The organism is Chitinophaga sp. MM2321 (assembly GCF_964033635.1).
Taxonomy (GTDB): domain Bacteria; phylum Bacteroidota; class Bacteroidia; order Chitinophagales; family Chitinophagaceae; genus Chitinophaga.
Map to the genome: position 1 here is coordinate 3971294 of NZ_OZ035533.1, position 21572 is coordinate 3992865.

Sequence of the window (21572 nt, forward strand, 5' to 3'; positions counted from 1 at the left end):
GATGGTTGATATCCGGGAATAAGATTCCCGGGTTATCGCTTGCGGGATAACAGTAGATGATTTATGGTTGATTGAATCTCTATAACTATTTAAAATCGCCTCTGTAATATTTTACATCCATGTACTTGAGCCAGTTTCTGTGATACATCTTGCGTGTATTGAATTTTTCGTAGTCTTTATCATCAGCGGATGACCAGGCTCTTTCCGCAAGCGCCAGTAAACGTGGGAAAAGCTGCGCATCAATCCGGGCTTGGGTACGATCGATATGCGACCAGAAATTGGCCTGGATACCCAGAATATGACGGGTAACATTTTCATCCTGGTTACCCGAAAAAGGATCAAATTCAAAAACTTTCTTCGTATTAATACTATTGTACGTATAATCGAAATACATGTGGGAAGTAGGTGTCATCACCACATCATACCCTTTTGCAGCCGCTTCCATACCAGGTTTGCTACCCGTCCAGCTCATGATCACCCAGTCTTTTGTCAGGCTCTTATTATCATGCAGAATCTCATCCCAGGCAACCGGCCGTTTTCCTTCTTTAACCGCCTGATCGCGTAGCTGCTGCATAAAATAACCTTGCAGGGCACCAGTGTTGTCCAGCTTTGCAGATTTAACAAGTGCCTGGCATTTGGGACATTGTTCCCATTCGGTTCTTGGCACCTCATCACCTCCCAGGTGAATATAGCGGGAAGGGAACATGGCAGCGGTTTCCGTAATGGCTGTACGGAAAAATTTCGCACTTCCGGGATTGCCTACGCAAAAAACATCACGCGTAACACCATCTCCACTAAAAAAAGGAAAGATGGGTGCAATATTACCACTACATGATAAGTCAGGATATGCAAACAGTGCTGCGTGGCTATGACCCGGAGATTCAATTTCAGGAACTAAGTCAACATGCATCTGTTTTGCATAATTATTCAAATCCTGTATATCTGCAACCGTATAATATCCCTGAAACTCCTTGGGTTCATGAAAAGAAGGGTCGAAAGTGGTAGCTTTTTCTGCCAGCAGCGGATATCCGTTTATCGGAATACGCCATCCCTGATCATCTGTTAAATGAAGGTGCAGTACATTTAATTTGTAAAAAGCCATTCTCCTGATCGTTCTTTTAATATAATCCGGTGACATAAACGTACGGGAAAGATCCAGCATCAGGCCACGCCATTTAAAGCGCGGAAAGTCAGTAACATTGATGGATGGAATGTTGACAGGAGCTGCCGCCATATCGCTCTTCCAATCCTGTGCCGGTAACAGTTGAAGCAGGGACATACATCCATAGAAGATCCCTGTATGATCAGCAGCACTGATAGTGACGCCCGTAGCTGAAATATCTAAACGATAGGATTCCGCAGGTGCCTGCTCTTTTGTCTTTACCAGGATAATGGCATTTTTTCCGGATGCTTTTTTTTCAATCGCCAGCTGATTGCCGGTAATCATTTGTATCTCCTGCTGAAGAATACCTGCTTCGCTTTCCAATTCTTGCGGAGCCTGTATAGTGGTGGCTGCGTTAATGATGAAGGCGCCTTTTCCCGCAGTCATTTTTTGTGGAAGCGGGATTATCTGCTGTGCAGCAACCGTCATGAATAAAAACATTCCGCTAATAACAGTGTAAAGTGCTTTGATCATAGTTCTGTTTTATCCTTTTTTTGAATAAGCTGTTTTAAGGGATAGATGTTATTTGCTAAATTCCGGTATTTATAAATAAAAGATTCATTAATTTGTACCATAGTACTATTTTATAAAACCTTTGCCGATGAAGATTGATGTAAAAACCACGAAAACCAGGGTCATTACTGATTTCAAAGGAATAGGTGTTCATGAATTAATTGTGCTGGGAAAATACAATTACAACCGGGTAGAGAACAACCTGGAAGATCATGTACACAATGATATGATTGAGATATGCTATTATGATAAAGGGAGCCAATGGTTTGCTGTAAATCATAACAGATATCTTGTAAGAGGAGGAGATATTTTTATTCACTTCCCGGGTGAAGTACATGGCTCGGGAGGCTTCCCGGAAGCGAAAGGCTGTCTTTACTGGTTTATTATAAAAGCTAATAAATCAAAAAGACACCAGGGTGATCATGAGAACATTGGTTACCTGGTCAACGAATTAGTTAATTTGAAGAGAAGACATTTCAGGGGAGGTTTCGTCTTAAAAAAAATGTTGGAAGATGTATTTAATGCCATTAAAGCAAAGGGAGAAACACAACAGATAAAAAAGATAAGAATTGCTTTACTAACACAATTATTCCTGCTAAAAATAATGGAATATGCGAATAAAAAAAGTAATGATACAGACAATGAACGCCTGCAGAAAGTGTATCATCTTATCGATTCCAGACTCACTGAATACATAACCATAGCCGATTTGGCCAAGGAAGCAAACTTGTCGCAGTCGCGCTTCAAAAACTGGTTTAAAGAATTATCCGGGTTTACGCCCGTAGATTACGTGCAGCGAAAGAGAGTAGATTATGCGATTCAGAAATTAAAGGAATCGCCATCTACCAGTATCAAGGACCTCGCCTATGAATTGAATTTTTCCTCGCAGCAATATTTTTCAACAGTGGTGAAAAAATTTACGGGAAAATCTCCCGGCGAGCTAAGAAGCTAAAAGAGCTTATCTTGATTCACTAAAGTATTTATATTAATATCAGATTTCTTAATACTTAATAACTACCATAACACTCCATGACAAGCGATCATACAGCACATCCGCGGATAGATCAGGCTGGGTTTGACTTTTTAAATTCATTAAAAGAAAACAATAACAGGGACTGGTTCAACGCACATAAAACAGCATATCAAAAAGAACTGGATCATATAGAAATCTTTGCGGAAGCACTATTAGCGCAACTCTCGGCACATGATCTGATAGAAACACCTTCAGGAAAGAAAAGTCTGTACCGCATTTACAGGGACACGCGTTTCTCCAACGATAAAACACCTTATAAAACATACTGGAGCGGCAGCTTTAAACGTGCCACCAAATATCGCAGGGGCGGATACTATTTCCATATTCAACCGGGCAACAGCTTTGTTTCAGGCGGCTTTTGGGGTCCCGTTCCACAAGATCTGAAACGGATCAGGGATGATATCTCTTTTGATGCTACCCCCCTAAGAAAAATACTGAACAACAAATCATTTATATCCACCTTTAAAACATTGAAGGGAGAACAATTAAAAACTGCCCCCAAAGGTTTCGATACAGCTCACGAGGCCATTGATCTGTTGCGTTATAAACAATTCCTGCTCGTAAGACCGTTTTCGGATGAAGAAGTTTTAAGTAACCATTTTTTAAAAGAGGTTAGCCAGACCTTTCAGGAAATGCGGCCTTTTTTCGATTACATGAGCGAAGTATTAACAACAGATACCAATGGGCAGGCCGGATAGCAGATAAAGTTAGTCTGACAGCGGTATATTCAAGACAGCATGCGCAGTAGCCACGTGGTCACCTTTTACAGCTTCCAGATAAAGCCTGTAGCGATCCGGGTTTTCGGGTATACTGATAGTGATGGAAGTTCCGGTACCCAGTTTCTTTAAGAATATGTCGTCACCATAGTTATCTGTTTTTATAAGATACCATTCAAACTTCAAATCATTGTTGGCTGCACCTGCCAGTTTCCATGCATCGTTGCTGTAAACAAGTGCATGATAGGTCAGCAGGCTGTTGGGATAAGTCATTCTGGCCGGCCGTAATATATGAATGTTGGGAATGTCTGACTGATGGCTGGTTTTACCCCAAAGATATTCCAACTGGTAGTAGGATGGTTTGTAGCGGCCCCAATGATCAGTCAGGCCATCAAAGGTTACATAATCTCTCGTTTCCAGGTCCTGCCAGGTAGTGATGAAAGCGGATACCCGGCTATCTTTCAAATGTGCATAAGCTGCTACCGGGATCTGACTGATATAATGCGGAATGGTTACTTCCTCCAGTTGTGCTAAACCGGTTGTATCCTTTCCTACAATCACACCGAAAGCATCTGCCTGTGGTAATTCCTGCTGTAGTACCTGCAAGGTATTGGCAATATTACCGGTAAGGTCTACATCAATTGTCAATGGCCTGGTAGTATCAATGGCTTTAATTGCTGTCAGCAGCTTTTTCAGCCAAAGGAGATAATCTCTTTGCTGATAGAGCAGGCGCGGTTTAAAGTATTGCTTACCGAGTTGCTGCCAGGTAGTATTACCGATATTCCAGGCTACAATAGAAGGGTTTTGTTTCAATTCCCGCACACCTTGAATAATTGTTTTCTCCAGTGTGGCAAGCATTTCCGCGTCCTTATTCATATCTGTAATCTGTGGTATCCAAAAACCATAATGGATGTTCATACCTTGTTCTGCTGCAACACGCAGGATATTCCTGTCATACACACCCGGGCCAAAACGACGGATAGTATTCACGCCAAGTGCTTTCATACCTGTGAAATCCTGTGTAATCTTCCGTCTTGTAAGTGCGTGTAAATTTCTGAACCAGTTCTCGCCAGTATGATAGTTGAGTCCTCTGATAGTATCCGGCAGCGCAAGCTGTTTCCTCCCCGTTGCTTCCTGAACAGGTGTGTTGGCAACCATAACATCCCCATAGTTCACTGCATCTTCTTTTTTACTGATACGGGCATATTTCTCTTCAGCAGCAAATACTTTTCCCGGGTATTGTAGTTTCCAGTCCAGTGTATTCCCCGCAAGCGGACGAAGAATATTTTTATCCTGGCTGCTGTTGAAAAATACGAATGCATGAATTTCAGGGAAGTCCTTATTGATCACGTTGAATGCGTCTTCCAGCCATAGATCCTGGTTCCCCGCCATGGCGAGCGAACCCATTTCAGCTATCATAACCGGTAACCCCGACCTGAAAACCGGCAGGCGATGGAAAGGTGTGTATAATGCTTTAAAGGAAAACGATTCCCCATTTTCATTTTGCGGGCCGTAATTCAAACTGGTAACACCCATCCAGTCAACATATGCCGTACCGGGAAAGTAGTCTGCCGCCGCAGCAGGCTGCCAGGGGTTCCAGACCCATATGGCGTTATTGACACCATGATGACTAAAGAAGTTGTATACATATTTCCAGGCAGCTTTGAATTCTTCAGCAGTATTATTACCCGCCTGCGACCAGGGATAAGCAGGATTATCCGCCTCATGTGCAAAACGAATGTATACCGGACGATTCAATGATTTTATCTGGCCGGCAAACCGGAGGAGATAATGATCAAAAAAACCGGCACTGATATGGGCGAAAACCTTTTGCCCGTTTCTTAATTCTTTGTCAGCAGCAGCACTACCAAATAAAGAGGTCCAGGGTTCCCAGGTGATCATAGGCAATGATCCGTTGCGGTAAATAGCCTGCATCAGGGAGTCGGGCAAATAACACTGTTGTGCATCTCCCCATGGTATATAGAGCGATATAATGTTGAAATGGGTATTAAACTGCTGCTGGTAATCTTTTACCTGTTCAAGAGAAGTAAGACCATCTGTTTCATCGGGACTGTATATACCGTTATAAAATGCCCTTTGTCTGCCTACCGGTTCATGGAGCCGGGTAACAGGTTCGGGGTTAATACCCATGGTATACCATGTCATAAAAACAGCTATCAAAAGTAAGGGTAATGCCAGTTTACGGAAAACGGTATACAAATGCAGATGCCGGAACAGCCAGAATTGTTTTTTTAACAGTAACGGATATACGAGTATCGTACTTATCCAGGGAAAGCGCATAGATAAGCGGCGGAGTCTCAGGCTTGCAACAATATTGAAAGCCATGATCAGGCAGTTAATACCGGCTATGCCGGCCATCACCAGCGAATAAGGGTTCCAGTCGTATGACAACCCATAAATGATCGCTCCCAGCGACACCAGTATCACCATAATATTGGGGATGTTCAAAGTCCAGTTATCCGGTCCGCTATCATCTTTGGGTGTTGGAATGTAAGGGACTTTTTTCCGGATCAGCGTATAAATGAGTCCGAGTATATAGATCCACCAGGTACCGATCAGCAGCAGTCCTCCTACTACATGAAAGCCCCTTTCTGTTTCTTCCATCACCCATCGCTGCACAAAATGACGGATCACGATGATGGATGTGATAGTGGGCAATCCCAACAGGGCAAAATCTATCATATCCACATGAAAGGGTATCCGGCCCGTTAACAGCGAAAGTACAGGGATCAGAAAATTTATGAAGAAGACAACACCGGAAAGATAATGAAGCGGAATAGTGCCATAGTGCAACTGCTGCCTCCATGTAAAATGCCGGAACAGCCTGGGATAGGCAGTCACCAGCAACTCCAGCGTGCCCCTCGCCCATTTCAGTTGCTGCGCATAATAGGCAGACATCGTTGCGGGTACAAGTCCCCGCGTCAATACTGCGGGCACATACACAGATTTCCAACCTTTGGCATGTAGCTGCATGGCCGTATGCATATCTTCCGCCAGACCGCTGGCATGTCCTCCGATGGAATCCAGTGCACTTCTGCGGAAAGTACAATTCGCACCAATGGCGAGTACGGTGCCATAACTATTCATCGTGGCCATGATAGGGCCATAGAACTGAAAGGTTTGTTGTGCCGCGCCCTTGGCTACCAGGCTGTCACCCAGGTTGCTGTATGCCTGCACAATCTGTACAAAGCCTACTTCCGGATTATTGAAATGAGAAATGATCACATCCAGGAAATCCGGAGCGGGAACATGGTCAGGATCCATTACTACACAAAGCTCACCAGTAGCATGCCGCAACGCATTATTGATGTTGCCGGCTTTCGCATTTTCCCTGGTATGACGTGTTACATGCCGTACGCCCAGTTGGCGGCACACCGCTACCAGGTAAGGATCGTTCGCCTCATCACAGAGATAGGTAGTATGCGGATACCTGATTGCCTGTATAGCTGTTAGTGTTTCCACTATCATGGCGTATGGCTCACCAGGACAGAAAGTAGTAAAGATATCAACTGTAAAAGGATGTTGTAGTGCAGGTGTAGCAGGAATGGAAATGGAGAAGTAATGATACCATTCATGCAATATCCGCAGGCAGTTGAAAGTAAGACTTCCCATTAATATCCAGTAAAAGGGCGCATAACCGATCTGTGCATCGTCAAACAGACAATACAACAGATAGGCCATACTGCACGTGCCCAGCACGATCATCAGCCGTAAAGTAAAACGTTCCAACCGCGATGGCGGGGAAATGGGCGTTGATCCTATCATTTACTGACTACATAAAAAGGTGTATTGGTGGAGGCAAAATGCCCGTTGTTGTCGAAAACTGTTGCAAAAATCCTGTAAGGGCCTTCCTTTGCAGGGGAACGGAATGTTACTTTATGTTCTCCGCTGAAAAGGATTAGACTATCAAAAGACGCAGGTTTTTCTGTATTGGTTTCATACATTTTCTTTGCATGCCAGTCTTCTTCCAGAATTTCCCATTGAATACGTAAAGAATCACTGGTAACGTTTTGAAAAAGTATTTCAGCTGTCTGCACACTATTGGGATTGAACATGATATTATCCCTGGCACCTTTACCTGCCAGCAGCATGTACTTTAGTGCCGGCGCCTCTATCGCCGGTCGTTTGCCGGTCCACAAATACTGCATTACGTTTACTGTTTCTGATGCAGCGCCTTCTTTCGTAAACATGCTAAACCAGGTATGTGTCACTTCCTGCTTATTGCCCCAATAGAAAACGCAGGAACCAAGGAAACGTGGGTTTTTAACCGGCATAAACTGCTCATACAGCTGCTGGTATTGTGCTGCTTTCTTCGTACTCGTATTCTCAATTGGAGCGCCCCATGCAGTAAATTCTGATTCCCAGGGTCCATTGATGCCCCATTCCGTGATCAGGAACGGACCGTCCCAGAACCATGAAAACTTTTTAAGATCGTTTTGCAGCTGTTGTAGTTCTCCGAAGATATTTATAGAGATCAGATCCAGGTCCGGCACTTTCCATCGTATATTATAAATGCATCTTCTGTTGAGATTTATTAATGCAGTGGTCACGGGATGGTCGGGATCTATGGTATGGATCATTTCCAGCAAATGGTTATACGCTTTGTAAAAGTCCCTGAAGCTGGGTTTGTACGGGAAATCCACTTCGTTTCCGAGGCACCACATTAATAACGCCGGATGAGATTTATACCGGTTCACAATATCCCTGAAAGCAGCATATTGCGCTGCTACCTTCGACGTATCCTGGTAGAAAAACAGGAAGTTGCTGACAGGCATGGGGAAACCTGCGATGACGGCAATATTATTTGCGTAAGCATCATCCAGGATCTTGCCGAGGTTTAAGGTATCCCAGGTACGGATAGTGTTGCCGCCCGCATCATGCAGTTTCCGCAGATCTTCAAAACCGGCTGCGCCTTTTATCATATATGGGCTACCATCACGGTAAAGTGTATACTGCGCGCCCTCCTTGCTGATAAAGACTTTCCGGTTATGGTTGGGTGTGGGTGAAGAAGTACACCCCGCAAGAATTACAAGCAAAGCAGCTATATGGATATGGAACCAGGATTTCTTAATCATTCATCAGAGATATAATAAAATCACTATCCTACATCAAATATAATATATAAAGAGCATTGATAATTTTCAAATGAACGATTGATATATTATTGTTGATAATTCAGTTAACATCTGCTTATAAGATCTGCCATAAAAAATTAATTATACGCTCCTGTTTATTGCAATAAAACTTTTATCAGCAAGTCTATTTCTTCCGTGGTATTAAAACTATGTATGACGATCCTCAGCCGCTCCTGTCCTTTTGCTACTGTTGGGTGCAGGATGGCCCGCACGTCCAGTCCAGCCTGCTGCAGGGCCGCTGCAACAGCGCGGGTATGTTCATTACCGCGCGTCAGCACCACCTGGATAGGCGTTTCACTGGGCAACAATTCCAGCTTTTGCACACCGGTTCTGAAATGATAAATCAATGCGGCCAGCTGTGTACGCGCTTCCTGCATATAGGGGAACAGGCTATAACTGGCTTCTATGGCTGCAATAGCGGTAGGTGGCAATGCAGTGGTATAAATAAATGGCCGGGAAAAGTTGATGAGAAAATCACGCAGCACGCTATCGCCTAATATCACGGCACCATGACAGCCCACTGCTTTACCAAAGGTATGAACACGGGCAAAACAGGCGTGTTCCAGTCCCAGGTGCTGGATCAGTCCTTCTCCCCTGTTGCCCACCACACCGGTGGCATGCGCTTCATCTACAATCAGATGCGCACCATGTTGCCTGCAAATATCCGCTATGGCCGCCACCGGCGCCATATCTCCATCCATCGAATAAACAGATTCCACGGCAACGAAAATATTGCCGGTAGCATGTTGCAGCTTCTTCTCCAGATCCTGTACGTCGTTGTGGAAAAAAGAAAATGTCTGCGCCCGCGACAACCGCATTCCATCACGGATAGATGCATGGATCAGCTGATCATAGATCACGGTATCCCCTTTTTGCGGCACGCAGGAAAATAAACCCACATTGGCATCATAGCCGGAATTATAGATCAATGCAGCAGCGGCATGATGAAACGCCGCCAGATCACTTTCTACCGAATTTATCCATTCATAATTACCTGCCAGCAACCGCGACCCTGTGCTGCCATGCATCACGGGCCTTTCCTGTAACAGTGTATGTACTGCTTCCTGCAAAGCTGTGCTGCGGGCCAGTCCCAGGTAGTCATTGGAACAGAAATCAATTTGCTGCCCCGGTAGCCGCAACTCCCGGAAAGCGTGCTGCTCCCGGCGTTGCAACAGGTGTTGTGCTAGAAAATGTACTGACATAAGCTGTATACCTTAGCTTTTGGCAAATTAAATCATTCCCCCTTATCTTCGCAAAAAAAGCTAAGCGCCCACTGCACATGAGCAAAGTATCTATACTCGGATTAAAGTTGCCCACAGATCCCCGCTGGGTTAATCTCGCAGAGATCTCTCTACAGGAGATCCTCACCGACCACGCCTATTGCGAACAAAAGGCTGCTTCCTCCGCTATCTCCCTGATCCAGCGCAACCCTGAAAGGGAAAGACTGGTGGAGGAACTGGCGCCTATTGTAACGGAAGAATGGGGGCATTTCCGCCAGGTACTGGCTGAAATGAAAAAGCGCGGACTGGCATTAGGCCGGCAGCGTAAAGATGACTACGTGAATGCATTAATGGAGAACCGTGTAAAAGGTGGTCATGCAGACAATGCCTTCCTCGACGCCCTCCTCATTTTTGCATTGATCGAAGCGCGCAGCTGCGAGCGTTTCCGCTTGTTAAGCGAAGGACTGGAAGATGAATACATGCGCGAATTCTATCGCCGCTTCATGATTTCAGAAGCAGGACATTACCGCCTGTTCATCGATCTTGCCAATGAATATTTCCCCGAAGAAAAAGTAAAAACACGCTGGCAGGAATGGCTCAAAATGGAAGCCAAAATCCTACAAAATATAGAAGTCAGAGGAGACAGAATGCACTAAATATTTTTTGATTTACGAATTTATGAATTTTGAGATTTTATTTTCTGGAAGATATACGCGAAAATAAAATCTCAAAATTCATAAATTCGTAAATCAGAAAATCAGAAATTGAATCCCATGTTTACATAGAACTTCAATTTCCCTGACTGGTCGCTGTACATCATGGTAGCTTCTATAGGTCCGAGGCGGCTGCTGTAGCCGGCTCCCAGGCCATAACCACTGAGGTATTTAAATCGTCCCGCGTTGAATACATCAGCATCATAAACGGCAGCGCCTATACGCGGAATCGCAAATATATTTCTGATCACTTCATACTGCCAGGCCACCTGCAATGCACCCACACTGGATGAAATCACCTCTCCTTCGTATAGCCCGACAAAGGGGATCTGGTTCCGGGTTACATTGGTCATCCCCCCTACAACAAATGCATTCACAGCAGATTCATTGTAGCCGAGGTTCAAACCCAGTCCACCATCCAGTTCCAGCGCCGATCGATGGCTTTGACCCAAAGGAATGTAGTATTTCGTCATCAGCATAATACGCTGATAATCGTTAAACTTTACACCGGCACTATCCAGGTCCAGCGGTTGCCCGTTCGTATTTACCTTGATACCCGGATGTTGATTGTAGATATAACCGCCTTCCAGGTTCAGCAACAGCCCGCTGGTAGGATACATTTTACGGTTGAGCGAATTTATTCCGTAATAAACATAGCTATTCAGCTGATTGGTACTGCCGCTCACCTCCATGAAGGGAGAGAACTGCGGTTTATATTTGATGTACTCCCAGCGGGTGCCGGCACCCATCGACATATTACGGCCAGGGCTATACTGAAAGTTCACGTTTACATTGGCATATTTATTACGATACTGCTGCATCTTGCCAAAATCTTCATCATAAAAAGTAAGCCCGCTATTTTCATAATAGGTGCTTAGTCCGAAGCCGAAATCGCGGCTACGCCCCATATACTTAAAGTATTGTGCTTCCAGGCGTGGGTTCTCGCTAATGGCGGCCGTTACAAATGAACGGGAGTTAGGCACAATAAAATTACGTTGCGTCAGGTTGAGGATAGCACTGGCGCCGGTGAAGGTGTTATAGTTCAACGCAAATTTTACATAGGTGAGCGGGTTTTCCACGGCTGTAATATCCATCCTGCTTTTACCATATCCTTCAGGAACAAGGTTGTAAGTAATCAGGTTGAAAAAGCGGGTACCGTATACCTTCAGGATAGCATTGCGCAATTGTTCTCTTGAATAACAACCGCCTGGCTTCAGATGCAGGCGTTGCAGAAAAAACTTCCTGTCAGCATGTACCAGCCCCGAAACGTTGATACCGCTGAGTTCTACGTCTGCGGCAAAAGGCAACCTGTTGGCAACAAATGGTGTGGTAGGATAAAGGGCATTCAGGGAATCCGCCAGGTGTTTGAAGACAGGGTAAAACTCCCGCCCTCTCCGGCGGCCGGCTTCGATGATAGAATCCACGCTGCCAAAGGCGGCCGCTGAATAATTCCGCAGGTATTTATTAACCGAAATATAAATATCGCATTGTTTACGCGCTTCTTTAAAATCTTCCGCGTCCTTATAAAATCCCAGCTGGTAAAGGATATCAATGGGTGTTATCAACTGGTCCGCTTTCCGTAATCCACCGCTCACATTGGAGCCGATCACAATGTCGGCCCCCATTTCCTTGGCGGTGATGACCGGAAAATTGCGTACCACACCACCATCTACCAGTTTACGGTCGCCAATTTTCACGGCGGTAAAAACGGATGGTATGGCCATACTGGCACGCATACTCGTTACGATCTCGCCGCTGTCGAGCGTTACTATTTCGCCGGTGGCCACGTCTGTAGCGATGCATTTAAAGGGGATGTTGAATTTGGTGAAGTCCTTCTGATCTCTTACCGGCCATCCTAATCTCGCCAGTTCCAGCCAGAGGGCTTCGCCGGAAATCACGCCGGAAGCCAGTTTCGGCTTGCCATATTCAAATGGGATTTCAATAATGTATTTGTTGTACTCGTTTTTTTCTTCATAAGATATATCTGTGAGCACCGGCTGATTACTGAAAAGGCTATTCCAGTCGAGCCTGTGGGCGATGGCTTCAATGGAATCACCGGCATATCCCATTGCGTACAAGGCCCCTACAATACTTCCCATACTCGTACCCGTTATGTAGTCTATCTTGAGCCCGGCACTGTCTATCGCCTCCAGGATACCGATATGCGCTAACCCGCGGGCCCCGCCACCACTGAGTGTCAGCCCGATCTTAGGCCGCCCCTGACCGGATTGCTGCGCTGCCGCCTGCTGATGCAAAAGGAGGATGCTTAATAATATTAAGCACGTAACCCTGCCGATATAAAGTAACTGTCCTGGATTCATGGTATAAAATTACCCCGTTATTAAAGATAAGGCTTTTAAATATTTACAGATTTTGAGATTTTGAAAGAAGAGGAAGTTGCACTCATAATATTTATTCTGTATCTTTTTCGCATTAACTATAAAACCACGTATGCAAAACTCAAGCGCCACAAAAAATATCTGGCAAGTGATCATGGCCTCGTCGGCCGGTACCCTCATAGAATGGTATGACTTCTATATCTTCGGCAGCTTGTCTGTTATCATTGCTGAAAAATTCTTTCCACCCAGCAATCCACAGCTGGCATATATCGCTACCCTGGCCACTTTCGCGGTAGGATTCATTGTACGCCCCTTCGGCGCTATTGTATTCGGAAGACTGGGAGATATGGTTGGACGAAAGTACACTTTCCTCCTCACCCTGTTGATCATGGGTGGCTCTACTTTCGCCATAGGCCTCATTCCAAGCTATCATACCATTGGCATTGTGGCGCCTATACTGGTGTTGATTCTGCGTTTATTACAAGGGCTGGCACTCGGTGGCGAATATGGCGGCGCTGCTACCTATGTGGCCGAACATTCGCCGGATAACCGCCGTGGCTACTACACCAGCTTTATTCAAACCACTGCCACACTGGGGCTGTTTGTATCGCTGGGCGTAATCCTCATTACCCGGTCTGTTATGACACCTGATAACTTCAGCAACTACGGCTGGCGTATACCTTTCCTCTTATCTGTGGTCCTGGTGATCATGTCATATTACATACGGATACGGCTGCACGAATCTCCTCTTTTCCTGCAAATGAAAAAGGAAGGAAAAACCTCCACCAACCCTATCAAGGAAAGTTTCGGTAATAAAGAAAACCTGAAGCTGGTGATGATAGCTCTCTTCGGAGCTGCCATGGGACAAGGCGTAGTATGGTATACCGGTCAGTTCTATGCGCTCTCGTTCCTGCAAAAGACCATGAACATAGAATTTGTGCAATCCAATATCATCATCGCTATTGCCTTGCTGCTGGGCACGCCGCTGTTTATTTATTTCGGATCGCTGTCTGACCGCATCGGCCGTAAAAAGATCATGATGGCCGGTATGCTCTTCGCTGCGCTCGCCTACTATCCTATTTACAAGGCCATGGATAATATCGGTGATATCAAACAGAAGACGGAAGTCACCGACCAGTACCGGATAGAAACCGACCAGTCTAAAAATGATGCGGGCGAAACCATTACACATACTACCCGTGTACATGCTTATACAGATGGCAGTATCCTCAAAGAAACCGGCGACAAAAAGGAACTAACGGTGAGCCGCACACGTATGGCATACCTTGTCATCCTTGTGTTTATACAGGTGTTGTTTGTAACCATGGTATATGCACCTATCGCCGCTTTCCTGGTAGAGCTGTTTCCCACACGGATACGCTATACTTCCATGTCGCTGCCATATCATATCGGCAACGGCGTATTCGGTGGCTTACTACCGGCCATATCCACCATCATGGTTACCAGCACCGGCAACCACCTGGCGGGATTGGTATATCCCATTGCGGTGGCATTGATCTGTTTTGTAGTCGGGATGATATATATCAAAGAGAAAAAGGAAGTAGCTATGTAGCTATAGCGAAACCCGGAAATAAAAGTAAAAACCCGCCTGGTAATATACCGGGCGGGTTTTTACTTTTATATACTGATATTCTTACCCCTAATGAGCCGCGATTTCCCCATTTTCTGAATTGTTAATATACAATTAATCAACGCGCGCAAAATACTATCTTACCTTTATAATATTCACTATATTACAAACAGCATGTTAGGCAAATCCATTTAAAACATCGTATTAAGTATCCGTCGAACATCTTTTTTGAAACCAAATTAACAACCAAAATCAGACTGTAATGCTATAACGATTTAGCAAAAGAATCATCACATCGCAACAGGAACAGAACAATTTATTCAGCTCACGTATCATTTTTTCATTATGAGGAACTCATTACCAAGCAAGCTATGCTCCTTGATGCTCGGCCTGTGCCTGGTCACCAGCGCAGCTATAGCTCAAAAAACAATTACCGGAAAGGTAACTGCCGCCGAAGACGGAGCCGCCCTTCCAGGGGTGACCGTCACCGTACCCGGCACCAACAGCGGCGCCAACACAGACGCCAAAGGCAATTTCAGCGTACAGGTACCGGCAGCCGGCACCACGCTGAGCTTCTCTTTCCTGGGCTATCAGCCCCAAACCATTACCATCGGCACACAAACTACAATCAATGTATCCCTGCAAGCCACCACCAAAGGGCTGGGCGAAGTAGTAGTGGTAGGTTATGGTGTACAGAACCGCCGGGACGTAACCGGCACCATCTCCTCCCTGAAAGGCGCCGACATTAAAAACCTACCCGTCAGCGATGCCGCCCAGGCCATGCAGGGCCGTGTAACCGGCGTAGACATCGTTCGCTCCGACGGATCACCGGGAACAGCACCCAGTATCAGGATCCGCGGTACCGGCACCATCAATAACGCGGAACCGCTTGTCATTATCGACGGTGTACCAGCCGAGGGAATCAGCGATGTAAATCCCAACGACATCGCTTCCATGGAAATACTGAAAGACGCCTCGTCCTCTGCCATCTATGGTACAAGGGCCGCCAATGGCGTGATTATCATCACCACCAAAAAAGGTAATTACGGGGAGAAGCTCAAAGCATCTGCCAACGTATACCGCGGCGTTTCCAATACCCTCCGTTATATCCCCATGCTTACAGCACCGGACCTGGTGAAACTGAAACAGGAACGTTATACCAACGACGGCGTACCGGTAGATGCCTTCTGGCAGGACCCCTACTATGCTGTACAGCGTACCGACTGGCAGCGGGCTTTACTCCGCTCCGGCCAGGTGACCAATGCTGATGTAAGTCTGCGTGGCGGTAGTAGCAGTTCCAACTACATGTTCAGTGCCGGCTACTATGATGAAAAAGGGATCATCGAAAACAGTTATTTTAAAAGATATACAGTACGCATCAATTCAGAACATAAGCTGGGCAAACGACTCAAAATAGGCGAAAACCTGCAGCTCACTTACCGTCAGGGTAATGGCTTCGACACTTACTCTGCACAAACCGGTCTTATTTTCAGCGCCCTGCGCTTCAACCCGGCTATCCCTGTTCATAATCCCGACGGCAGTTATGGCTCTTCCAAAGCCAGCAATGAACTGGGAGACATCAACAACCCCGTATTTACGGCTGAATCGCTGGATGGCTGGAATAAGAACTACCGCATGCTCGCCAACGCATATGCAGAGCTGGAAATTATGGACGGCTTAACACTCCGCGCCAACTACGGATTTGACGGCAGCCTGAATAATCAATACAGCTTCTCTCCAAAAGTGCTGGATCAAACACGGGCCACCGATCACGCAGAACTATGGAACCGCAGCGAAACCAACAACTCGCAGCTCAGTGAAATATTTCTTACCTATAATAAGGTACTGGCGCAGGTACACCACATCACCGTAACAGGCGGTTACTCACAACAAACATGGAACGGTTATTTTTTCCGCGGCGACCGCTGGGGATATAATGATGAAGCACCTGATCAGCGCGTGCTGGATAACGGCAATGATATTCACAATGCATCGGGCAACTTTAAACCGCAGCAGGCACTCGCTTCCGGGTTTGTGAGAGGCTTTTATGGCTTTAAAGATAAATATCTGCTGACCCTCACCTTCCGCGCAGATGGCTCTTCCAGGTTTGCTCCCGAAAACCGTTGGGGTTACTTCCCTGCCGTCTCTGCCGGCTGGCGCATCTCTGACGAAAGCTTCTTCAAAGACAATGTAAAATTTGTCAGCAACCTGAAAGTAACCGGTGGCTGGGGACAACTGGGTAATCAGAACGTAAATGATTTCCAATACCTCGCACCTGTGAATAAAGACAGACGCTACAACTTCGGTGACGTTTCTTACACCGGTGTGTGGAACTCCCGTCTCGCTAACCCAGACATCACCTGGGAAAAAGCAGAAATGACCAACATCAGCGTCGAAGCAGGATTCTTCCAGAACAAACTGACGACCACCATCACCTGGTTTAACAAGAACACGCGCGACATGCTGGTACCCGCGCCGGAAATGGATCTTCATGGCACCGCCGCCATCCCCGACCGCAATATCGGCGAACTGAATAACAAAGGCTGGGAACTGGAAGCCAACTACCAGGGCGGTAATGACAAGTTCCATTACAGTATTGGCGCCAATGCATCGTTCATAAAAAATGAAGTAACGAAATTATATGACCGCGGTTCTTACATCTCTTCCACCCTCTATGGCAGGCAACAGCAGGAAATATCACGCACCTACGAGGGAGAGCCACTGGCATCTTTCTATGGCTGGAAAACAGGTGGTATCTATCAAACGCAGGAGGAGATTAACAATGATATCAACATCTCCAAAGATCCCAACAAGATCAATATAAAACCGGGAGATGTACGCTTCCTCGATACCAACGGCGATGGCGCTGTAAATGAACAGGACCGTGTAAACCTGGGCAACCCCAATCCCAAAGTAGTATATGGTATCCAGGCAAGTGCCGGCTACAAAGGGTTTGACCTGAACCTCTCGTTTGCCGGTGTAAGCGGTATAAAATTATATAATGCCGACAAGATGCAGGGTATGGATGCCAACTACCCCTATAATATGTATGCAGATGCATTGAACCGCTGGCATGGACCCGGCACGGGCAACAGTGTTCCCCGCATGACATTGGGTAATGCCAATCAGAACAACCGCACGTCAGACCGCTTTGTAGAAAGCGGCGATTATTTCTCTTTGAGAAATGTATCGCTGGGTTACACCATCCCCGCAAAAGTATGGGGCCGTTCCGGGATCTCTGATGTGCATGTATATGTAGCATCGCAGAACCTGTTCATCCTCACCAACTACTCCGGATTAACACCGCAACTGGGTTACAACGGTACCCCGGACGGCAACCGGCAACGCGGCGTGGATGTGGCGGCCTATCCGCAGGCCAGGAGCTTCACTTTTGGCGCTACACTCAATTTTTAATTCAGGCGGACCTAAAACAAACTACTATGCAACAGATCAAAAATATAACGCTGTTACTGGGTATCAGCACTGCATTGTCTCTCACAGCGTGCAAAAGCGTACTGGATGTAAAACCACAGGGTAACTACACCACCGGCAACTACTGGCGCAACCAAAGCGATGCCGTAGATGGTATTACCGGTGTCTATAATGTACTGCTGGAAGAAGATTATACCGGCTTCAATGAATTTGTATTCGATAACTGCTCCGATGACCAGGTGCGTGGTGGCGATCATGATTATGATGCCATGATAGAAGATTTCACCTATGATGCTTCTACCTACAGCGTAAGAGTAGGCTGGAGATGGAAATACGAAACCATCAACCGTGCTAACAATGCATTGATGTATATCCCCAAAATCACAGACATAGATGCAGACATCAAAAACCGTTGTCTTGGTGAAGCGCATTTTTTCCGCGCCTTCTCTTACTGGCGGTTACTGCTGGTATATGGAGAAGCACCTATCATCACAGAAGACGATGTAGCCAAATCTTCCTATAACAAACCTAAAGTAAGTGCGGATGAACTACGTCAGCAAATTGAAACAGACCTGCTGGCAGCTGCCGATGAACTGCCGGAAACCTACGGCAGCGGCGACAAAGGACGTGTCAGCAAAGGCACCGCCTGGGGTTTGCTCTGCAAATTGTATATGAACTGGGAAAAGCTGGACAAAGCAATCGAATACGGCAGTAAAGTAGTCAGTAATCCTAATTATAAATTAGCCACGCACTACGAAGACAATTTCAAAACTGCCACTGGTAATAATTCCGAAATGCTGCTGGCTGTACAAACAGTGGATGGCAACGGCTATTCCGACTTCATCACCTACCATGCCCCCCGCAAATGGAATGGCTGGAGCTTCTTCTACCCTACCAAAGGGCTGGTGGATGAATTCGAAACCGGCGATCCCCGCAAGGATATCTGCATCATGAAACCCGGTGACAAGATCAACATCGGAACAGAAATAGCGACTTATACCGCAGACCTTTCCTGGACAGGCTATCACTACAATAAGTTTTGCAGCTGGAAACCTTCCGGCGGTTTAGACTACTCCCTGAAAACACCGTTGATGAGATCAGCAGATATATACCTGCTGGTAGCAGAAGCGAAGATCCGCTTGAATGGCACCGGTGCTGGTGACACAGAAATAAATGCTGTACGCAACCGTGCTTCCCTCACGCTGCCGTCCGTTTCAGGTGCCGGCATGAAAGAGCTGATGCATGAACGTCGTATAGAATTGTGTGGAGAAAATGAGCGTCACCAGGACCTCCTGCGTTGGGATAAAGCCAAACTGGTAGATATTGCTGCCCTGTACAGCAAGCCTAAACTGGCTTTCGACGGACAAGTAGTAACAAGAGGCGGTGCACCACGTACATTCACCCGCCCGAAACATTACTATTTCCCTATGCCCCAACAGGAAATAGATAGAAGCAAGGGGACGCTGATACAGAATCCGAACTATTAATAAGTATTTACGGATTTTTTGATTTACGAATTTTGGGATTTGAAAATGAGTAAAGATTGTGATATATCATATAATCTTTGCTCATTTTCAAATCCCAAAATTCGTAAATCAAAAAATCCGTAAATCCCTAAATATTTTATTTAGTGGAAAACTTATACACTGTTGTTTCCGCAAATGTGTCTCCTGGTTTCAGGATTACATTTGGGAAGTTGGGTTGATTCGGAGAATCAGGGAAGTGCTGTGTTTCCAGGCAAAGCGCACCATGCTGGATGTATTTTCTACCTTCATGGGTGTCTGTTAAAGTGCCATCGAGGAAGTTGCCGGTATAGAACTGGATACCGGGTTGCGTAGTGGACACTTCCATGAAACGACCGCTGGTTGGGTCATACAGGGTAGCTATTGTTTCCAATGCACCTTCCTTTTTATTGAGTACATAGTTATGATCGTAGCCACCGCCTTTTACTTTAGCGATATCATCCCCTACTTTTTTGGGAGAAGTAAAATCCATTGGTGTTCCTTTTACCGGCGCCAGAGTGCCGATAGGAATCAGTTTATCATTTACCGGTGTATATTTATCAGCTTTCAGTGATACGATATGCCCCAGGATGGTGCTATCATTGCCGGCAGATAAATTAAAATAGGTGTGATTCGTCAGGTTTATTGGTGTTGCTTTATCAGTAGTAGCTTTATAAGAGATCTCCAGGGCGTTGTCCGGTGTAAGCGTGTATACAACGGTCACCTGCAGATTGCCGGGATAGCCTTCTTCTCCGTCTTTGCTGGTATATTTCAGTTCCAGCACGCTGTCGCCCACAGGCGTAGCGGCCCAAACCACTTTATCAAATCCTTTAAGACCGCCATGCAGGCTGTTGCCATTATTATTGGCAGCGAGGGTATATTCTTTGCCGTCCAGTTTAAATGTAGCGTTTGCAATACGGTTGGCATAACGGCCTACCAGTGCGCCGAAATAAGGCATGCCTTTTTGCTGGTAACCGGCCAGTGTATTGCATGACAATACCACATTACCTTTCCTGCCTTGTTTATCGGCGGTGATAATATCCGTGATGATGCCACCATAATTGAGGATCCTCACCTGCATCCCACTGGCATTTGTAAGCGTATATTGCAATACCTCCTGCCCGTCTACCTGCCCAAAACTACGTGCAGTCGCAGGCGTAGTGGACGCAGTATCCTGTGCACCTTCCGCACCTTCCTGTTTTGGAGACGTATTACCGTTACACGAGGCCAGCGTAACGCCGCCAGAGATCATAAGAGCCGTGATTGCCCTGAAATTCATTTCCATAACGTATTTTAAGTTGAGTGAAAAGTATCTCTAAATATCGGGATAATCCAGCTAAACACAAATATATTTTTTTACTATTTTATTGTCAAAGCAACACTTAATCAAGCTGTTGAATCCGGTACGGATATAGGAAAACACGAATGCCGGATTTGATTTTAAGAGCGGGTTACTATCAGGCGCTGCTTCAAAGGATTTCACAATTATACATGCGGGTCCGGCACAAAGTTGAGGAAGGAATGGATATTGGCGTTATACTTTTTCTTATCTACTTTATAATAAAAGGCGCCCTTCCTGGAGCTGAGCTTGTCTTTATCGTTCAGCTTCACCAGCAGCTTTGTAGATAGGATCTTACGGCTGAAGTTGCCCTTATCGAAATTGATATTGTACACACATTCATAAAGGTGCTGCAACTGCGGGAGCGTGAATTTACCCGGTAGTAACTCCAGCAATAACGGGTGCAGCGCAGCCTTATACCGCAACCGCACTTTGGCCTGTTCTACCATGGCCACATGATCAAAGATCAGATCAGGATGCTGGTTGATGGGAAACCATACCGCATGAAAATCTTCATTGAGCTGCTGTTTATATTTCTGAATATCTATCAGGGCGGTAAATGCCAGCGATACAGTGCGCTCTACCGTATCCCGCTGTGGTGAGCTGAAGGTATGCAGTTGTTCCATGTACACGCCATCCAGTCCACTCAGGTTCCTTAGCACCCTGGCGGCAGCTTCATCGGCACTTTCGTCCTCCTGCACAAAGCCACCCACCAGGCTCCATTGCCCTTTGCAAGGTTCAAATCCTCTTTGTATCAGCAGCAGTTTGAGTTCCAGCCCGTCGAACCCGAATATGATACAATCAACGGCAAATAGCAATCGGGTCTGCTGCGAATATCTTTTCATAATGGAATGTT

The 21572-nt window shown here is 46.0% G+C and carries 13 protein-coding genes; 6 read left to right on the forward strand and 7 right to left on the reverse strand.

Annotation, left to right across the window (positions count from 1 at the left end; translation table 11 throughout):
• Positions 1 to 85 precede the first annotated feature (85 nt).
• A complete protein-coding gene (locus tag ABQ275_RS15355) occupies positions 86 to 1636 on the reverse strand; it encodes a beta-N-acetylhexosaminidase (protein WP_349314027.1) in 1551 nt (516 codons plus the stop codon).
• 127 nt (positions 1637 to 1763) lie between these two features.
• On the opposite strand from ABQ275_RS15355, the gene ABQ275_RS15360 reads away from it, so the two are divergent.
• Positions 1764 to 2627: an AraC family transcriptional regulator gene (locus ABQ275_RS15360; RefSeq protein ID WP_349314028.1), complete on the forward strand. Its 864-nt coding sequence runs from the start codon at positions 1764 to 1766 to the stop codon at positions 2625 to 2627.
• Positions 2628 to 2704: 77 nt separating this feature from the next.
• A complete protein-coding gene (locus ABQ275_RS15365; protein ID WP_349314029.1) occupies positions 2705 to 3406 on the forward strand; it encodes a DUF2461 domain-containing protein in 702 nt (233 codons plus the stop codon).
• 9 nt (positions 3407 to 3415) lie between these two features.
• Here the strand turns inward: ABQ275_RS15365 and ABQ275_RS15370 are convergent, their stop codons facing one another.
• The 3 genes from ABQ275_RS15370 to ABQ275_RS15380 form a co-directional block, all read right to left on the reverse strand.
• Positions 3416 to 7210, reverse strand: a complete 3795-nt coding sequence (locus ABQ275_RS15370; RefSeq protein ID WP_349314030.1) for a glycosyltransferase family 2 protein — start codon at positions 7208 to 7210, stop codon at positions 3416 to 3418.
• Positions 7207 to 8520: a glycoside hydrolase family 2 TIM barrel-domain containing protein gene (locus ABQ275_RS15375; protein WP_349314031.1), complete on the reverse strand. Its 1314-nt coding sequence runs from the start codon at positions 8518 to 8520 to the stop codon at positions 7207 to 7209. Before ABQ275_RS15375 ends, ABQ275_RS15370 begins: the two co-directional genes overlap by 4 nt.
• Positions 8521 to 8675: 155 nt before the next feature.
• The gene (locus ABQ275_RS15380; RefSeq protein WP_349314032.1) at positions 8676 to 9782 is read right to left on the reverse strand and encodes a pyridoxal phosphate-dependent aminotransferase family protein; all 1107 of its coding nucleotides are present in this window, start codon (positions 9780 to 9782) and stop codon (positions 8676 to 8678) included.
• Between the two features lie 77 nt (positions 9783 to 9859).
• On the opposite strand from ABQ275_RS15380, the gene ABQ275_RS15385 reads away from it, so the two are divergent.
• Positions 9860 to 10456 carry a tRNA-(ms[2]io[6]A)-hydroxylase gene (locus ABQ275_RS15385; RefSeq protein WP_349314033.1) on the forward strand — a complete coding sequence of 199 codons (597 nt, stop codon included), beginning with the start codon at positions 9860 to 9862 and terminating at the stop codon, positions 10454 to 10456.
• A 101-nt stretch (positions 10457 to 10557) separates the two neighbouring features.
• Here the strand turns inward: ABQ275_RS15385 and ABQ275_RS15390 are convergent, their stop codons facing one another.
• A complete protein-coding gene (locus ABQ275_RS15390; RefSeq protein ID WP_349314034.1) occupies positions 10558 to 12834 on the reverse strand; it encodes a patatin-like phospholipase family protein in 2277 nt (758 codons plus the stop codon).
• 130 nt (positions 12835 to 12964) lie between these two features.
• On the opposite strand from ABQ275_RS15390, the gene ABQ275_RS15395 reads away from it, so the two are divergent.
• From ABQ275_RS15395 to ABQ275_RS15405, 3 genes are all read left to right on the forward strand, one after another.
• Positions 12965 to 14425, forward strand: a complete 1461-nt coding sequence (locus ABQ275_RS15395; RefSeq protein ID WP_349314035.1) for an MFS transporter — start codon at positions 12965 to 12967, stop codon at positions 14423 to 14425.
• Between the two features lie 363 nt (positions 14426 to 14788).
• A complete protein-coding gene (locus tag ABQ275_RS15400) occupies positions 14789 to 17857 on the forward strand; it encodes a TonB-dependent receptor (protein ID WP_349314036.1) in 3069 nt (1022 codons plus the stop codon).
• A gap of 26 nt (positions 17858 to 17883) precedes the next feature.
• Positions 17884 to 19362 (forward strand): RagB/SusD family nutrient uptake outer membrane protein, encoded by a 1479-nt coding sequence (locus tag ABQ275_RS15405; protein WP_349314037.1) that lies wholly within the window; start codon positions 17884 to 17886, stop codon positions 19360 to 19362.
• A gap of 136 nt (positions 19363 to 19498) precedes the next feature.
• On the opposite strand, the gene ABQ275_RS15410 is transcribed toward ABQ275_RS15405, so the two are convergent.
• Together ABQ275_RS15410 and ABQ275_RS15415 are read right to left on the reverse strand one after the other, a co-directional pair.
• Positions 19499 to 20656 carry an aldose epimerase family protein gene (locus tag ABQ275_RS15410; protein WP_349314038.1) on the reverse strand — a complete coding sequence of 386 codons (1158 nt, stop codon included), beginning with the start codon at positions 20654 to 20656 and terminating at the stop codon, positions 19499 to 19501.
• Between the two features lie 206 nt (positions 20657 to 20862).
• Positions 20863 to 21561 carry an NUDIX hydrolase gene (locus ABQ275_RS15415; RefSeq protein ID WP_349314039.1) on the reverse strand — a complete coding sequence of 233 codons (699 nt, stop codon included), beginning with the start codon at positions 21559 to 21561 and terminating at the stop codon, positions 20863 to 20865.
• Between the last annotated feature and the right edge of the window lie 11 nt (positions 21562 to 21572).

What these genes read in the sequence shown, in the direction of transcription:
- ABQ275_RS15400 (WP_349314036.1), top strand. Translation starts at nt 14,789, where the DNA reads ATGAGGAACTCATTACCAAGCAAGCTATGCTCCTTGATGCTCGGCCTG.
- ABQ275_RS15385 (WP_349314033.1), top strand. Translation starts at nt 9,860, where the DNA reads ATGAGCAAAGTATCTATACTCGGATTAAAGTTGCCCACAGATCCCCGC.
- ABQ275_RS15380 (WP_349314032.1), bottom strand. Translation starts at nt 9,782, where the DNA reads ATGTCAGTACATTTTCTAGCACAACACCTGTTGCAACGCCGGGAGCAG.
- ABQ275_RS15395 (WP_349314035.1), top strand. Translation starts at nt 12,965, where the DNA reads ATGCAAAACTCAAGCGCCACAAAAAATATCTGGCAAGTGATCATGGCC.
- ABQ275_RS15405 (WP_349314037.1), top strand. Translation starts at nt 17,884, where the DNA reads ATGCAACAGATCAAAAATATAACGCTGTTACTGGGTATCAGCACTGCA.
- ABQ275_RS15355 (WP_349314027.1), bottom strand. Translation starts at nt 1,636, where the DNA reads ATGATCAAAGCACTTTACACTGTTATTAGCGGAATGTTTTTATTCATG.
- ABQ275_RS15410 (WP_349314038.1), bottom strand. Translation starts at nt 20,656, where the DNA reads ATGAATTTCAGGGCAATCACGGCTCTTATGATCTCTGGCGGCGTTACG.
- ABQ275_RS15375 (WP_349314031.1), bottom strand. Translation starts at nt 8,520, where the DNA reads ATGATTAAGAAATCCTGGTTCCATATCCATATAGCTGCTTTGCTTGTA.
- ABQ275_RS15390 (WP_349314034.1), bottom strand. Translation starts at nt 12,834, where the DNA reads ATGAATCCAGGACAGTTACTTTATATCGGCAGGGTTACGTGCTTAATA.
- ABQ275_RS15365 (WP_349314029.1), top strand. Translation starts at nt 2,705, where the DNA reads ATGACAAGCGATCATACAGCACATCCGCGGATAGATCAGGCTGGGTTT.
- ABQ275_RS15370 (WP_349314030.1), bottom strand. Translation starts at nt 7,210, where the DNA reads ATGATAGGATCAACGCCCATTTCCCCGCCATCGCGGTTGGAACGTTTT.
- ABQ275_RS15360 (WP_349314028.1), top strand. Translation starts at nt 1,764, where the DNA reads ATGAAGATTGATGTAAAAACCACGAAAACCAGGGTCATTACTGATTTC.
- ABQ275_RS15415 (WP_349314039.1), bottom strand. Translation starts at nt 21,561, where the DNA reads ATGAAAAGATATTCGCAGCAGACCCGATTGCTATTTGCCGTTGATTGT.